Below are 16,255 nucleotides of genomic sequence, written 5' to 3'. Positions count from 1 at the left end.
ATCTCGTGGCCATAAGTATCTGAGCCGTCAGGTCCGAATGGACTCGACATTCTCTCGATACCACGCAATTGTCGAAGCGATGCCCGATCTCAAATCGATCTTCGGCTCCCAACCCGACGAGCGCAGTTTCGAGACATCCAGTAGTTTCCGCGGGGTACCGTCCGGCTTGGTGGTATCCCACTCGATCGTTCCCGTGTATCCGACTTCCTCGGCGACGATCTGAGAGATCTCTTTGATCGTGTGGTCCTCGCCAGTGCCCACATTCACCTGATCGGGACCGTCGTAATTCTCCATCAGGTGCAAGCAAGCCGCAGCCATGTCGTCCACATGCAGAAACTCCCGCAACGGTGAACCAGTGCCCCAGTTCGTCACACTCTTCGAGCCATCACGTCGCGCCTCATCGAATCGCCTGATCAGAGCAGGAAGAACATGGGAGCCCTTCGGTGAGAAGTTGTCACCGGGACCGTACAAATTCGTCGGCATCGCGGAGATCCAAGGAAGACCGTACTGACGTCGGACCGCCTGGACATGCAAGATACCCGCGATCTTGGCGATCGCGTATGCATCGTTCGTCGGTTCCAGATGGCCAGTGAGAAGGTACTCCTCTTTGATCGGTTGTGGCGCAAGCTTGGGGTAGATGCATGACGAGCCGAGAAACAGCAGCCGTTGAGTACCGAACTCGCGAGCCGCGTCCAACACATTCACCTGAATGCGGAGGTTCTCCGAGAGGAAATCCACGGGATACGTGTTGTTCGCAAGGATGCCACCAACCTTCGCAGCAGCAAGCACCACGTTGACCGGACGCTGCTCGGCGAAAAAGGCGAACACAGCGTGCCGGTCCCGAAGATCAAGCTCCGAGGAGGACCGCCCGATCAGGCGCTCGAACCCTTCCGCCTCAAGAAGCCGCCAAATTGCCCCACCTACAAGTCCGCGATGTCCTGCGACATAGATGGAATCTGTGCGATCGAGCGGGTGAGGAACGAACGCGTCACTCATCAGAGGATCTCCCAATCGGGGTGAGCCGGCTTATCGATCCAGGCTCGCCCTTCGTGCGTCAGAGCTTCGATGTCCGCATCGACCATGATCCGTGCGAGCTCCGGTGTATGAACCCGAGCCTTCCAACCCAGTTTTTCATGAGCCTTCGACGCATCACCGATCAGCGAATCAACCTCAGTCGGCCGGAGATACCGCTCGTCGAACTTGACGTGATCTTCCCAATTCAGGCCGGCATGCTCGAACGCAACCTGCAGGAAGTCCTTCACAGAGTAGGCCTCGCCTGTTGCCAGTACGAAGTCATCAGGCTCATCGACCTGAAGCATGCGCCACATGCCTTCCACGTACTCCGGGGCGTATCCCCAGTCTCGCACGGCGTCGAGATTTCCCATGTACAGGTGCTTTTCGACACCAGCCTTGATTCGGGCAACCGCACGCGTGATCTTGCGAGTCACAAACGTCTCACCGCGACGCGGCGACTCGTGATTGAACAGGATTCCGTTGACCGCGAACATGCCGTATGCCTCGCGATAATTCCGCGTCACCCAATAGGAGTACACTTTTGCAGCACCGTACGGCGAACGCGGATAGAACGGGGTTTCCTCATTCTGAGGCGGAGGAGTAGCACCGAACATCTCCGAGCTTGAGGCCTGGTAGTACCGGCAGTTGACCCCGGCCAACCGAACAGCTTCCAGAAGGCGGATGGAGCCGATTCCCGTTGTATTACCGGTGTGTTCGGGTTCATCAAAACTCACCCTGACATGCGACTGAGCACCAAGGTTGTAAACTTCGTCGGGGTTGATCTGTGAGAGCAATGTAACAAGTCGTGCACCGTCGCTCAGGTCCCCATAGTGCAAGAACAACTTTGCATTGGGTTCATGTGGATCGACATATAAATGGTCGATACGCGAGGTATTGAACGACGACGACCTACGAATGAGTCCATGTACCTCGTACCCCTTTCGCAGAAGAAATTCAGCGAGATACGATCCGTCTTGACCTGTGATACCAGTGATCAGCGCAGTCTTCATTTTCTCCTCTTTTCCGTTCATCATCGACTTTACAAATAATCTCTAGGTAGTCGGTGCCATCCAAGTAATCATGCAACCCCTATCGAGAGAATTCGCTTCACCGACGGTCCCGCTGCCCGATGTTCAGCCGCCGTACAGCAGTCTTCCTCCGAATACTGGCAGGCCTCAATCAGGCCCGTTGCAAGCAAAGCGGGGTCTCGCTGCTCCGTTGCAATACCGTTGGAACCAACCTCGAGCGCACCGTCCGGATCCGCGCCTTTCGTCGCCACCACAGGTAACCCAGTACCGCCAGCCTCGACCAGCACGCGGGGAGAGCCCTCGTAGTGCGATGTCATCAGAAGACAATCGGACTCACTCATGACTTTCGCAACCGTCGCCCGATCCTGGCTTCCAAGTAGGTGCACTGATTCGGACACCCCTAGCTCTGCAGCATGACCGATCACGCCATCGCGCATCGATCCGTCGCCGACCATCACCAACTCAGCACTCGGAACACGTTTTAAGAGCTGCGAGATCGTATCGACCGCCAGCAAGGGATCCTTCTGGGACTCCAATCGTCCTACCCAGCACACACGAAGTGCACGTTTCCCATCCCACTTAACCCGATTGGCGCGCTGATAGACCTGCGGATCGAACCACGTCTGTGCAACATAAACATCGGGCCGTGCTCGAACCAGTCGCGTTCCATCCGTGCGATTGAAGACCACGATACCTGCCGCACGCCGAAGAACGCGTTTCTCGAGGGCCCGATAAACCGAACCGAGTCCCTTCCACGAGGAATCCGAATGTGCACCGGTCAGGCCATTCGAATCATTATGGATGAACTGGATGAACCTGCTACGCCGAAGGTAGGAGAGAAGAAATCCCGTTTCCACCCTATGCGCCTGCAAAAGGACTCGCGGGATCCTGCGATTATACCGCACAACTCCCCACAGCAGGCGCATCGAATGCGGGACACGAACACGGCTACCTGATGTCTCACTCCGATCGAAGCGAGCAACAGGCATGAATTCCACATCCCGGCCAGCAAGTTCAACCTTCGTCCACACACCGACCTTATGTGCTTTATTGAGCGTGATGCCCACCAATCCGAATCGAAAGTCATCACCGTACTTGATAAGGTCGTGGATACACGTGTCGATACCACCCGGTACGAGATTCTCAGGATCTACATGTTCAACAATGATCCGATCTAAGGCTGCGGGCAGGCCGCTTATTTCACTCATCGATTAACCCCTTAATTCACCCAACGGATCCATCACTCGCTGACATCGCAGCCAACTGACAACGGCGTACACCCTCGTTGCGAATTCTCCTGTACGAATACAGCAAACATGGGACGACGTGTAGGAACGCAAGAACCACCACTGTCGCAAGGACCGGGCCGATTGCACCGTGCTTCGAAGCAAAATAGATCGATAGAACGAGGCTTGCAATCGCCGTCACGACCGTCGTTACCGCCTGAAACCGGAGACCTGAAACGTCCGTTAAATACATACCCGCAGGCTGCTGAATCGCCTGACAAATCACTACACCCGCAAATGCAAAATAGAGCGAGTGCGGGATATCCACTATTCCACTCGTCGCCCACCTCGCGATGACGGGACCAAAAATAACCAAACCAAGTGCGCCACCGATACCCAAGAAAGTACTCAGTAGAACCGCCTGATTGAACAACCTGCTGACGTCCCGTCCAGAATGACGAGCTTCCGCAAAATCACCCCACAACGATCGTCCAGCCACTTGTACAATTGAAAGAACCGGAAGAAAGACCATCGCAGCACCCGAATAGATCGCCACCTGCTCAAGCGACGAGGTCCATCCGAGAACGATTCGGTCCGACTGAAAAGTGAACGGCAGAGCAATCGAGACTACTACCATTGGTACCGCCGTTGACCAAATTGCAGTATTCTGATCTCGTTCAGACGATTTGTTATAAGCACGCGCCGCACGAATTGCCGGCGACCGCAAAGCAACCCAATTCAATAAAAAGTTTGTCACTAATACGCCCACTGTGGAAACCGCTATCAAGACAGCCGGTTCCGCCCGAGCCACGAACAAGATTGTCACGGCGGCGAGGTTTACCACCGAGGTCGCTCCCTGGACCAGGACGACGAAGGCATTCCGTCTAATACCAAGAAGAATGCGTGCGCCTAACGACAAAGGTACCGAAACCGCGACCAAAAGAACAGCAGTTGCAATCGACCAGTTGAGTTCTCGGCTCGACTCAAGATTGAGCACAGTAGTCCATAAACCGAACGCCCCTAACGCAAGACTCGCGGCGCCAAGTGACGCGCCCACCGACATCAAAATCCGTTGGGCTTTTCGGAGCACGGAATTAAAAGAGCCGGGATGACCGGGCAACCCCGCTGCGGCATTAGTCACAGCCGACCCAATCCCAAGATCCATCATCGGAATAAGAAATGGCAATGCAGCTGCAAGAGAGAATACAGCATACGCTTCCGGACCATATTCGGAGGTTATCAGTCGCGTAATAAGGAGCGCAGCGCCGCCGGATAAGGGCAGTACGAAAGCGCGCGCACCTGCGGACTTCACGATACGCGCAAGCGGCCCGCTACCGATACTGTTCATACGCAGTCAGTTACCCGATTCAGTCAACGCAGAACGAATAAAGGTGAAGTTGCCGAACACGTACCGCTTCCATAACCTGCGCGGCTCAGAGGCGAAACGGTATATCCACTCAATGCCGAACTTCTGAAAAAATGCCGGCGCCTCCGAAATAGTCCCCGCAACAAAATCAAATGCTGCACCGACACCCACGCACGGACGTTGAACCATTTTGCATAATGCGGCCGTACAAAAATCTTGTTTGGGAGTCCCTAGCGCCACCCATACAATATCCGGGTCGGCAGCGTTAACCCGCTTCGACACATCGTCTAGAAATGAAGAATCCACGGGCCCAAACTGAGGAGAATACATGCCCGCGATAGCAATTCCTGGATACTGATTACAGGCCGCTCTGTAAAGGTCTTCCAAAGTCTCGTCGGTTGCACCAAGAAAAAAGTGCTTCAGATCGTTAGAGCGGCCCCGATCGAGAACATTGCGGAACAGCGACGGTCCACGGACATGACCCGCGATAACGCTACCGCGCGATCTTGCTTTCATTGCCCATACCACCGGTCGACCATCCGGGAAATTGACTCCTTCGTCGTTCAACACCTCGGCGTAGGACCGGTCATTTGACGCCACTGCCACACAATAAGCGTTCGATAAGCGAACCGATATCGACTTACGCTCCAAACCCCATCGAATTACGTCACCGCACGCTTTGTCTGCGGTGGTCGCGATAAAGGGAATTTTTCCCACCCGAACATAACTGTCGTCAATTATGGCATTATTGTCGCTGTTCATCGAGCATCACCTAACCTTCGAACGCTCAGAATTGGAGATTGTGCGTTTGGCAATCGAACTGGTGAATTACTCACTCCGGTCCGCCAACTCGACCGTAAGAGGGACGATTTCGGTTCTCTCACCATTGTTGTACACGTCGCGAAGCACCCGGAGTACGCGGTTTCCGCTAGACTCCAAGGTAAATCTCGAAAGCCATGCAGACTCCGCCCCGCTCATAGTGAGATCAGCAGCTGCCAAAACCGCCTCGGCGTAGTCATTCACAGAGTCGCCTGCGCAAAGCTCTCCGGTCAAACCCGGGACAATTGCGTCAGAAGAACCCAGGCAACGCGAAGACACGACGGAAGGAATTCCCACCGACGCGGCTTCGACAAGGACATTGCCAAACCCCTCTGCCAGAGACGCCAATAATACGACAGAATTTGGTGGACATTCTTCGAACCAGGCTTCTACCCACCCATGAAACTTGACCGATACCGAACAAGCCTGTGCGAGCTGTTGAATTTCTGATTCCAAGGGCCCGACGCCGAAGAAATGAACTTCGACGTGCTCGACATTCTTGCCAAGTTCGGAAGCAACCAGAACGGCTATATGAGGCCGCTTCTGCTCAACTAGTCGGGCAGGGACGACAAGGTTGAGCGCATTTTGAGAAGCTAACGTATCTCTCGAACGTTTAATGCTTGAGTGCGCGGATCGCACGTCCACCTTCGCTGTGGCGGGATTCGGCACTACATAGATGTTTTTTGGTTCTATCCGGTATAAAGCTGCCGCCTCTGCTGCAACCGTATGAGAAATCGCGATATAGGCATCGGCAAAGGGGTAGCAGATCTTTGCGATTGCCTGAATAGCACGGAACTTGAATCCGAAAATCTTGCGTAGAGGAACTTCGACATTGCGACCGCTGATCACAACACGTGCACGCCCACGGATTCTGCCAACCTGCGAAATTAACGCCAATAAATTGAAGTATGGCATCAACCCTAGAATGATATCGAGACGCGAGGACGCCGCATATCGACGGACCGCGAGAAGTCGGCGGATGAACCCCTTGTCAAGAATGGAGTGCACCTGAACTCCCTCAGGACGGAGCAGAGGGTCGACGGGCCCACACACAACAAGTCGTATGTCGACTCCCGAAGCGTTTAACCACCTGGCCCATTCGCGAGCGACGAACTCGGCGCCCCCACCGCCGAGACTTGGGACGAGTATGGCGACCCTCATGATGCTGTGCTTTCATCCACGGTTTGAGAGATGTTCTGCGCTCGCAGTTCACTGCTGCGGCCGCGGTGGTTAGGAAACCAGATCGGCACGATGTAGGACGAATCCCGCTCAGCGATCACCCGCGCGGGAACCCCAGCGACCGTAACACCAGATGGAACATCCCGATTCACGACAGCGTTAGCTCCAATTACCGCACGGTCCCCCACTGTGATGTCACCGTAGATGACGGCGCCGGGACCGATGTAAACATAGTCACCGATCGTCGGGACTCCTCCACCTGCAGTTCCAATATTTGTCGCAGAATGGATCCGACAGTACTTTCCGATTCGCGCTTTGGCGTTGACGACGATACTTCCGTAGTGCGCAATCGACAGCCCCATGTCGGATACACCCGGGGGGAAGGAAATTCCGGTCCGAATTGAAAATCGCTGGAGGCGATAGCGGGCGTAGAACAAAAAGAGTCGATTGAGGGGACCGCTCTTTGAGTTAAGATACTCAACCCGTCGCATCAATCGTTGGTAGTAGACCTCAGGCTTACGAAGCGGTGAGGTGACTCCCCAGCGCTTGAGGTTGTGCGCCTTCAGGTCTTCGTCCAAGAATCGACGGTAGTCGGCTTTACTTCGGATCGGATTCCATCTTGTTACCATTAGCTTGTCCGACTCCTGGTTCTTGCTTGGTGTCCGCACGTACGGGGATTGCCGATCTTTATCGGTTCGTATACTGCCGCAATCGGCCTGCTTGGGCCCGGGCTGTCCAGAACGTCGCAAGCGCAATTGTAAAGCCAGCATCTAGTACACGCGAACCTCCGACCAGCAGCCCATTTGCCTGGCGTATCCGGGCATAGCGCCGAGCGGTATCCGCCGGCTTGCTCGCACCATGCGCACCTTCGATCAGATAGTTGGCAATTACCGTATCAATGACATTTGGCGAGCCCTGCTTCCCCAGCCGTACGGCCATCTCTTGGTCCGCAGAGAAGCCAAAGTCGGACCGGAATCCGCCCATCGTCTCAATTCTCGACCTTTTTACAAACGTGGCAGGGTGGGGAGTGAACGCCAGTCCCATCGAAAGCTTTTTCAACGAAAACGGAGAAAAGCTATATTCCCGAATTCGTTCATACTTGCCGTTAACGTATCGGATTTGTCCATACGCCCAGTCCCAGCGACTTTCACGGTAACTTTGTGCCACAATATTGAGAACAGAACCAGCTGCGAGCTCATCGCCACCGTTCAGGAACTGAACGATGTCGCCCGAGGCGAGGGTCGTGCCCTTATTCATCGCGTCGTAGATTCCGTTGTCCGGCTCGCTAATGAACGAGACCCGGTAGTTCGGCTTGTAAGCAGCGAGCCAGTCGAGCGTCCCGTCGGTCGAGGCTCCATCGACGATGACGTGTTCGATTTTTTTATAAGTTTGGCGCTGAATACTCTCGGCGGTGGTAATTAGTCCTTGAAGGTTATTTCTGACAACGGTGACGATAGATATGCAAGGAAGCTGGTCTTCCATAATGGTCCTTTAGCGGTGATGACGGGTTGTCCTAGGATCGGTAGACGCTCTGCGCCCATTCCCAATGACGCTCAAGTCCACTTCGTAGGTTGACGTTCGGCTCCCACCCCACTGAGGATGATATCGACGTAATATCACCACCAGTACGCTTTACATCGCCGACCACGGAGGTTACGTACTCGACATTCAATGGGGATCCTGTAATTTCCTCGATCACCTTAAGGACGTCGTTAACCGAAGCGTTTGAACCTCCGGCGACATTGTAAATTGATCCCGGAGCCTCTGCCGATTGCGAGCACATCAGATTAGCGTTTACAATGTCGTCCACGTAGGTGAAATCTCGAACCTGGGTGCCGTCCCCGAAGATTGAGATGGTAGAACGATCGATTGCCGCACGAAGAAATCGCGTGAACGCCATATCCGGCCGTTGACTCGGCCCGTATACTGTGAAGTATCGAAGCGAAGTGATCGGAATCCCAAAATTCTTTGCGTACAACGAGCATAAATGTTCAGCCGCCAGTTTGCTGACCCCATAAGGACTCACAGGACGCGGAAGATCCGTTTCCTTTGTTGGATAAGTTTCCGCGTCTCCATAGACCGACGAAGACGATGCGTACACGAGTCGCTTTAGATTCTTCGCTGCCCGCGCAGCTTCAAGCAAACGCTGCGTTGCATTTATGTTCATCTCTGTATAATGCAGAAAGTCATTACCCCAAGACTTCCTTACACCAGGCTGACCCGATTGATGAAATATGACCTCCGCATCGGACAGTAGAGCGCCTAGATCAACGGTCCGAAGGTCTGCCTCCACCAGATTAAATTTGTTGTTCTTATCGATAATTGTATCAATATTTCGACGTTTAATATCAGTATTGTAATAATCAGTAAAGCAGTCCACGCCGACTACGTCATAGCCTTCATCTAGTAGACGCTTCACTAGGGTGTGACCAATAAAGCCGGCTGCACCGGTGACGATTGCTTTCACAGTTCTCCTATCACGCAGTATGTCAACTAACGGGATGCTCGGGCGGACCTACGCGCATGCTCTGCAAGTACGGAAGGAACTCACGGTCCAGTGCGCGCTCTGACCGTTCACGAATGTCCAAGCCGTGGACATCGGCCTGACTAGGCCACTTTGAAATTCGTGACATAAGTTCGTCATACGTAGTGATGAAACGCGCCGGATTACCCGCAACCACAGATCCAGAGGGAACAGACTTGGTAACTACCGAGCCAGCGCCGATGACACTTCTGTCGCCAACTTTTACTCCCGGCATTATGATGCTGCGATTGCCGATGAAGACGTCGCTACCAACCGATATCCTTGCGTACCGGTACCGGCGTCCACGTTCGTCTCGGTAAAGCCAGCCTGATCCATCATGCGTGAGAAACTGGACACCGCTGCTCACAGTCACTCTGTCACCAATCGACACGAGCCACGGTTCCGAACCGGCCTCGAGTGAGAGGATCCTGCAATCGGCGCCGACTTTCATGCCAAGGGCGCGTGCTGCGACGTCACCACCCTTGAGCCGTTTGATTAGTTGGATTTTGAGGGTGCGTACCACGCTCACGTCGGCTCCTAGATGCTGCTGGGAGTTGGCTGTTTGTAACCGAGGGTGTAATCCACGAATTCTACGGGCGCCCAACGCCTCGATAGTCCCAGCCTGCTGTCCTCCAACGAACTGGATTCAAACAGTTTCGTCCATCCAGTACGCGCTTCTCTCGAACCTGCTTCGCCAGCAAGTCCGGATCGATTTCCCGGAACTCTTTCCACTCGGTGAGGACCAACACCACGTCCGCACCTGCACATGCGTCTACTGCGCTTGTTGCATAATTCAGCGTCGGAAAAAGTGCTCTGGAGTTCTCGATGGCACGCGGGTCGTAAACTGTAACGGCCGCGCCTTGCAGCTGGATCTGGCCGGCGACGTTCAGCGCTGGGGAGTCTCGCACGTCATCGGAGTCCGGCTTGAATGCGGCTCCAAGGACGGCCACTCGTGTTCCCAAGAGGGAGCCGCCTACAGCCTCTCGTGCGTGTTCGACCATCTGGGTACGACGTCGCATATTGATGTTGTCGACTTCGCGAAGGAAAGTGAGCGCCTGGTCGGCTCCCAACTCGCCAGCACGTGCCATGAACGCCCGAATGTCTTTCGGAAGACACCCGCCACCAAATCCGATGCCTGCGTTGAGGAACCGTCGTCCGATTCGCGCGTCTCGACCGATCGCGTCGGCTAGGACAGCTACATCTGCTCCTGCGGCGTCACATACCTCAGCCATTGCATTGATGAAGGAGATTTTTGTAGCGAGAAACGCGTTTGCCGCGGTCTTGACCAGTTCGGCAGTCGGGAGATCTGTAACGAGGAAGGGGATTTCCTCGTCAAGAAGCTGGGCGTACACCTCACGTGCAACTGATTCCGCACGTCCAGGTCGTTTGGGATCGACTCCAAGGACTAGGCGGTCAGGGTGCAGCGTGTCCTCAACCGCGTATCCTTCCCGCAAGAACTCGGGGTTCCAAGCTACCTCGACCTCGTCGCCTGCGGGTGCGAGTCGACGTGCGAGTTCGCCCAGTCGCTGAGCAGTACCAACCGGAACAGTAGACTTTCCGTATATCACTGCTGGCTTAGCAAGCAGAGGCGCGAGTTGTTCGACCACAGCGTCTACATACGTCAGATCGGCTGCGTACTCACCCTTCTTTTGGGGCGTGCCTACCCCGATGAAGTGCACATCTGCATGTTCGGCGGCGTCCTTGTAAGAAGACGTAAAACGGAGGCGCCCCGACGCAAGATTGCGCTTCAGGACTTCTTCAAGACCGGGCTCATAAAAGGGAACCTCGCCCGCCTCCAACTTGGAGATTTTTGCCGCGTCCACATCTACGCCGACGACGTCGTGACCGAGTTCCGCCATGCAGGCTGCATGGGTTGCCCCCAGATACCCGGTTCCAAATACGGCTATACGACTGCTCAATTTGCTGCGCTCCCAGAACGTAGTACTCGGTCAGACTTGCGGATCGGTGTAAGGCGGCGCGGCATGAACAGCACACGCAGGACGAAACCTTTGCTCACCGAGATGAGGCCGCGACGTCGATGCCGCGGCGGGGCAGATCTCCGCCCGTGGCGAACAGGCGGGGTAGGCCGTACTCGCTTCGACAGCTAGAGGTACGTACGCGTGATGGTCGACCTGACGTCATTCCGGCTCCTCCCCGAACCAAACAGTGCCGGGTGGTCGCAGCCTTCCGTATGGCCACCGCTCTGTGAGTTCCTCCCCAGGCACACGCAGAGCGATCGACCCACCCGTCTTCAGGCATCTATATTCGAGCATTCAGCGAGATTTTGCATCTCCTGGGGGTGCGGGCACACCCCGGATGCTCCGCAAAGGCTTCTAACCAAGCTCGTGCGTGCATTGAACCAGATCGGAGAAGGTACAGCTCATCGGGCCGTAACGAGGCCGGGCGCCGACTGCAGAACCCGAATTTCAGGACCGTCTAAGTTCTTAGTGATGAAGGACACGTTTAGGCGGGGGGTTCCAGAGGTGGGGGCCAGAGTAGCTGAAAGGCTAGGGAGGCCGATCACCAGTTGACCGATGGTCGGCACCCCGAGTCCCTCCGCGATGATCGAGTCACGGTCAGATCGAGCTGCTCAATGTAGGGCATCCGCCTCGCAGAGGCGCATTAGTCCTGCCCGCGATGAGCCTGTGGTCGATATGCGTGCCGGCCAGGTGGCCCGTAGACTCCCATCTCACAGACGCTCGTTCGCTCGTGCTGAAGGCTGACTGCAGAGATTTACAGGCCCTTCTTGGGACATTCTTGCGAAGCTTACAGCTATTCGTCTGCTGCGCTCAGCTAGGAGACAGGGGAGACTTTGCATCCGAGATCACAATTCCACGAAGTGTTCCGCACTGCCGTCGTACCAGCAGCGGGTATGGGCACTCGGTTCCTCCCGGCGACAAAGACGGTACCCAAAGAGTTACTACCCGTAGTCGATACACCTGGCATAGAACTTGTCGCGACGGAAGCTGCCCAGTCTGGCGCCTGTCGACTCCTCATCGTGACGTCCCCCGGAAAGGACGGAGTTGTAGCGCACTTCGTCGACGACTTCGACCTTGAGGAACACCTGAAGACGAAGGGCAAGCTCAAGCTGCTCGAGAAAGTGCGCCGGGCGCCCAGTCTGCTCACGGTTGAATCGGTTGTCCAAGAGAAGCCACTCGGTCTGGGTCATGCCGTCGGCTGCGCGGAAGCCGTGCTGGATCCGGACGAAGATGCGATCGCAGTTCTTCTGCCAGACGACCTCGTGCAACCGAGCGGCATCCTCGAAACGATGGCTCGTGTCCGAGCCAAGCGTGGGGGAACCGTGCTATGCGCCATCGACGTTCCGAAAAGCCAAGTGAGCTCGTACGGCGTATTCGAGGTCGAGGAAGTACCCAACGTCGCAAATCCGGATGTTCTGCGAGTTCGCGGCATGGTTGAAAAGCCGGCGCTTGCCGATGCCCCGTCCACACTTGCTGCCGCTGGCCGGTACTTGTTGGACCGCGAGATCTTTGATGCCCTACGTCGGATCAAGCCCGGGGCCGGGGGAGAACTCCAACTGACCGACGCGATTGCGCTGCTGATCGAAGAAGGTCACCCAGTCCACGTCGTCGTACATCGAGGCACCCGCCATGATCTCGGTAACCCGGGTGGTTACCTCCGCGCAGCAGTCGATGCGGCACTCGACAGCGAGGAGTACGGCGATGGACTCCGGAAGTGGCTTCAAGAGCGGCTGAATCTGGAGACTTCCGGCGCCAACTGAACAAGGGGCGATCAAGTCACATCGGTGGGACTTAAGTCCCTACTTCGATGTGCCTCATGGCACGGACTCTGGTTAAACTCTCAAGTGTGTTGCCTCCCCGCAACATCCGTTTCCCCTCCCCGGGAATCGGCTGCACCTGAGGCCCGCTGGCTCCTCCCCTCTGCCAGCGGGCCTCACTGCGTTTCGCGTCGGTGCAGCTACTTCTGCGATCCGCCCAGTACGTTCTCCGGGACATAGACCGACTGATACGTCGGGGTCGAATCACGGGCTTGATTCACCGCCACGCCTCCGACAAACAACGCAACCGCTGCTACCAACGCCACGAGCGCGGTGATCAGCCACAAATCAGGGCCGTTCCTTTCCTTGAACACAACCCGCTTCGTAGCTGGGCGACCGGCCGACGATCGCAACCGGTCCTCACCGTCGACCCCGAGCTCGACAGACGCACGGGCGTGGCGGCGTAACGTACGGTCATCGACGCGCTGGAACTGGATCGTATCGGCCGCGTGGTCGACCAATGGACGCTCACTCATGGAACCCCAATCGGAGATGCACTGACACTGCATCTTCGCGGTGCCCGATTCTTCCGTTACGTCATTTTCTTGAATCGCTCACATCTTTCATCCGAACGAGGGACAATCTGCGCCTTCCTGAGACGCGTCGTCCATAGCGGAGACCGTTGACGACCCTTCGGTCCCGATGCCAAGATGAGCAACCACACCCGAACGGGTGTGCGAACAACTCAAAACAGATGGCCCGCCGCGACTGGCATCGCGACGGGCCGGATGTCCGACTGAAGAGGAGTCGAACATGCATCAGCATACCCATTCGCAGGTGGTCCAGTGAGCATCGAAGCGATCACCTGGGCGCTCGAACGCGCCGACATTCCGTACCCCACTCCTCCCGGTATGCCCTCGGCACCGGCCCTGACAGTGGTGCTACTCGGCCTGGCCAATCATGCGTCCCGACATGGTGCGGACGCGTATCCCTCCGTGCGGACGCTCGCCGGGTACGCCCGCATCAGCGAACGCCAGGTGCAGCGTTGCCTGAAGGCGCTCGCCGCTCTCGGCCTCATTGCCAAAGGCGATCAAAAGCGGATTGCGGCGACGATTCCTCGCGAAGACCGTCGCCCCGTCCTGTACAACCTGTCGATAAAGCGGGGTGACACGTCGTCACCCCGCAGCTCTGAACGAGGTGACAAGACGAAGCGCCGCGGGGTGACAGGAACGACCGACCGGGGTGACACCCCGGTCACCCGAACCGTTCTTGAACCAAGAGATGAACCTGCTGCACTTCCCCACCCGACAAAACGCACCCACGATGCAACTTGTGAGCAGCAGCCATTTCCCATCGACCGATTGGCCACGGCGTGCCGCCGAGCTGGCCTGTCTGCACGGTTCGACACCCTGACGCCGGCGAAGCGCACCCTCGTCGAGCAATCGATCGACACTCACGGCGTAGATGCTCTCGTCCGTGCCGCGCTCGAACGTCATCGACCGTGGGACCCAGCTCGCTCCGCAGCGGCCTGGATCCCGATCTGGCAGTCGCTGCAACCACCCCGTCCGAAACTCCCGCCACGATGCGGTCGGTGCGATGAGTACGGCTGGTTGCCCGACGACGAACTCGGACGTGCAGTGCGGTGTCCATGCCGCCAAGTGGCGTCGCACAGGATTACCACTCCTCCCCGGGAGACGATGCCCTTGGCAGCGTGAGCGCGCTTGCCGCCGTCGGCGGTGCATCGGCGCCGTAGTTGCCCTCATAGCAACATATTCCGATTCATTGGACGGTTCTGCGCGAGACACTGCGGTGTCGCGAATCGGACATCGCCGATTCCTTCTCTCGGTACCATGAGCCCGTATTTCGTGGAGACGAGCGGCGGTATGCCGCGGAGGATGTGAGACAACTGGCACCCGAGAAGATCCAGCGTCATCCGATAGCAGTGTGCGTAGTTGGGACCGGCGCGATCGGACAGACGGTGATCGACGCTCTGCATGCCGGCTCGGTGCCGGACGTAAGCCTCACGGCCGTGTTGAACTCACGAAGCAGCCCTGAGGAAGCCGCTGCTGCGTTCGACGCTGCTGACATCGTGGTCGAAGCTGCCACGGTCGATGCAGCCCGGACAGTGCTGCCCGAAGTGGTGAAGCGCGGTAAGGACATCATCGTCTGTTCGTGTGGCGTCTTCGCCGAGCGCAACTTCGAGGTGGAATCGTTCGGCTCCGGACCAGGCCGTGTACTGCTCCCTACGGGTGCGATCGGTGGTTGCGATGTTCTGGCCGCAGCGACACGAGCAGGAACAGTTGACGCCCGCCTGACCCACACGACGATCAAGCGACCCAGTGCTCTCGGGATCGAAGAAAGTCTGGAGGTCGAACGGGAGGTGTTCCGAGGATCGGCCAGGGAAGCAGCGCTGACTTTCTCTCGAACCTCGAATTCGTCGGTGGCCCTCGCGCTCGCGACGCTCGGGCTCGATCGGGTCGAGGTGGTGGTCGTTGCCGACCCGGATGCCACCAGTACACGCCACGTCGTCGAGTGGGAGTCATCGCTCGGCCGGTACGAGTTGACGTTCGAGAACGCGATCGACCCGGCGTCGAGTGGACGGACGTCTTCGATCACTGCCTGGTCGGTGATCGAGGTTCTTGCTGCGCTACCGCTCGGGATCGGTCCCGGCGCGGTCGTGCTCGGGCCTCTCCATAGGTCGTAGCCGACGCCGGCCCGACGCTTCGAGGACGATTGGTCGCTTTCGCGTGTTTGGACCAGAATTTCGGGACGAAAGTCCCCGGTGCCCGGGCGGAATCGTAACCACTTCTGTCACATTCATGTTTCCTGATAGTTGCCCGGGTAGCGGAGGGTGAACGAGTCCTGTACACAGTGTGAAACACCACATTTCACAGGTGAAGGTGTAACTCCCTACCGGGAGTGGCAATTCGGTTTCACCTGACCTACTCGCACCCTGGAGCAGCCTGTGACGACATCCCCGCTTTCCGACCGACCGGCACGGGTACTTTTCCTCGGCACTCCCTCCAGCGCTGTCGCACTCGACCGGTGGACTGAGCTGCAGGAGCGACTCGATCTTGCAGGCATCGAGACCACCACCGCTTTCGAAGGCGAGGTGGACTACGCGATCCTCACCGAGGACATCCTCGACGGCTACTGCACCGCCGCCGAAGCACTCACTCTTCAGAAGCTCCGCGCTCGAGGGATCACGTGCGCAAGCACATGCGCCGGACCCGAGCAGATCCTGGCAGCGCTCGCGGAATCTTCCGCCGACGTTGCTTCGGTTGTGCCGATTTCAGCGGCCAGGGGACGCACCCACAGACGGGTTGTACGCAGCGCGGTCTGATTCGTTAGGAACGAGTCGTG

General features: G+C 57.0%; 15 protein-coding genes. 3 read left to right on the top strand and 12 right to left on the bottom strand.

The window, feature by feature from the left end; translation table 11 throughout:
* Window positions 1–27 precede the first annotated feature (27 nt).
* From ACNJ7K_RS25935 to ACNJ7K_RS25885, 11 genes are all read right to left on the bottom strand, one after another.
* Window positions 28–996 (bottom strand): GDP-L-fucose synthase family protein, encoded by a 969-nt coding sequence (locus tag ACNJ7K_RS25935; RefSeq protein WP_487042478.1) that lies wholly within the window; start codon window positions 994–996, stop codon window positions 28–30.
* The gene (gene gmd, locus ACNJ7K_RS25930; protein ID WP_487042477.1) at window positions 996–2,024 is read right to left on the bottom strand and encodes a GDP-mannose 4,6-dehydratase; all 1,029 of its coding nucleotides are present in this window, start codon (window positions 2,022–2,024) and stop codon (window positions 996–998) included. Before gmd ends, ACNJ7K_RS25935 begins: the two co-directional genes overlap by 1 nt.
* 68 nt (window positions 2,025–2,092) lie before the next feature.
* The gene (locus tag ACNJ7K_RS25925; RefSeq protein WP_487042476.1) at window positions 2,093–3,250 is read right to left on the bottom strand and encodes a glycosyltransferase; all 1,158 of its coding nucleotides are present in this window, start codon (window positions 3,248–3,250) and stop codon (window positions 2,093–2,095) included.
* Between the two features lie 16 nt (window positions 3,251–3,266).
* Window positions 3,267–4,616, bottom strand: coding sequence for a lipopolysaccharide biosynthesis protein (locus ACNJ7K_RS25920; protein ID WP_487042475.1), 1,350 nt, complete (start codon window positions 4,614–4,616; stop codon window positions 3,267–3,269).
* A 6-nt stretch (window positions 4,617–4,622) separates the two neighbouring features.
* A complete protein-coding gene (locus tag ACNJ7K_RS25915; protein WP_487042474.1) occupies window positions 4,623–5,396 on the bottom strand; it encodes a WecB/TagA/CpsF family glycosyltransferase in 774 nt (257 codons plus the stop codon).
* Between the two features lie 66 nt (window positions 5,397–5,462).
* Window positions 5,463–6,614, bottom strand: a complete 1,152-nt coding sequence (locus tag ACNJ7K_RS25910; RefSeq protein ID WP_487042473.1) for a glycosyltransferase — start codon at window positions 6,612–6,614, stop codon at window positions 5,463–5,465.
* On the bottom strand, window positions 6,611–7,210 hold the full coding sequence (locus tag ACNJ7K_RS25905; RefSeq protein ID WP_487042472.1) for a serine O-acetyltransferase: 600 nt from the start codon (window positions 7,208–7,210) through the stop codon (window positions 6,611–6,613). The genes ACNJ7K_RS25910 and ACNJ7K_RS25905 overlap by 4 nt, the downstream gene beginning before the upstream one ends.
* Window positions 7,211–7,319: 109 nt before the next feature.
* Complete coding sequence (locus tag ACNJ7K_RS25900; RefSeq protein WP_487042471.1) at window positions 7,320–8,114, bottom strand: glycosyltransferase family 2 protein; 795 nt, start codon at window positions 8,112–8,114, stop codon at window positions 7,320–7,322.
* A 31-nt stretch (window positions 8,115–8,145) separates the two neighbouring features.
* Complete coding sequence (locus ACNJ7K_RS25895; RefSeq protein WP_487042470.1) at window positions 8,146–9,099, bottom strand: NAD-dependent epimerase/dehydratase family protein; 954 nt, start codon at window positions 9,097–9,099, stop codon at window positions 8,146–8,148.
* 22 nt (window positions 9,100–9,121) lie between these two features.
* Window positions 9,122–9,685, bottom strand: coding sequence for an acyltransferase (locus ACNJ7K_RS25890; RefSeq protein WP_487042469.1), 564 nt, complete (start codon window positions 9,683–9,685; stop codon window positions 9,122–9,124).
* A 61-nt stretch (window positions 9,686–9,746) separates the two neighbouring features.
* A complete protein-coding gene (locus tag ACNJ7K_RS25885) occupies window positions 9,747–11,075 on the bottom strand; it encodes a UDP-glucose dehydrogenase family protein (RefSeq protein WP_363890914.1) in 1,329 nt (442 codons plus the stop codon).
* 893 nt (window positions 11,076–11,968) lie between these two features.
* On the opposite strand from ACNJ7K_RS25885, the gene ACNJ7K_RS25880 reads away from it, so the two are divergent.
* A complete protein-coding gene (locus ACNJ7K_RS25880) occupies window positions 11,969–12,895 on the top strand; it encodes a UTP--glucose-1-phosphate uridylyltransferase (protein WP_487042468.1) in 927 nt (308 codons plus the stop codon).
* A 197-nt stretch (window positions 12,896–13,092) separates the two neighbouring features.
* Here the strand turns inward: ACNJ7K_RS25880 and ACNJ7K_RS25875 are convergent, their stop codons facing one another.
* Complete coding sequence (locus ACNJ7K_RS25875; protein ID WP_487042467.1) at window positions 13,093–13,428, bottom strand: hypothetical protein; 336 nt, start codon at window positions 13,426–13,428, stop codon at window positions 13,093–13,095.
* A gap of 309 nt (window positions 13,429–13,737) precedes the next feature.
* Here ACNJ7K_RS25875 and ACNJ7K_RS25870 point away from each other — a divergent pair, with 309 nt between their 5' ends.
* The gene (locus ACNJ7K_RS25870; protein ID WP_487042466.1) at window positions 13,738–14,607 is read left to right on the top strand and encodes a helix-turn-helix domain-containing protein; all 870 of its coding nucleotides are present in this window, start codon (window positions 13,738–13,740) and stop codon (window positions 14,605–14,607) included.
* Window positions 14,608–14,789: 182 nt separating this feature from the next.
* The gene (locus ACNJ7K_RS25865; RefSeq protein ID WP_487042465.1) at window positions 14,790–15,596 is read left to right on the top strand and encodes an aspartate dehydrogenase domain-containing protein; all 807 of its coding nucleotides are present in this window, start codon (window positions 14,790–14,792) and stop codon (window positions 15,594–15,596) included.
* The last annotated feature ends 659 nt before the right edge of the window (window positions 15,597–16,255 follow it).

It is taken from the genome of Rhodococcus shunpengi, assembly GCF_048381395.1.
In the GTDB taxonomy this organism is placed as follows: Bacteria; Actinomycetota; Actinomycetes; order Mycobacteriales; family Mycobacteriaceae; genus Rhodococcus.
Note: the sequence above shows the minus strand (reverse complement) of the source record. Positions and strands in the feature narration are given on the sequence as shown.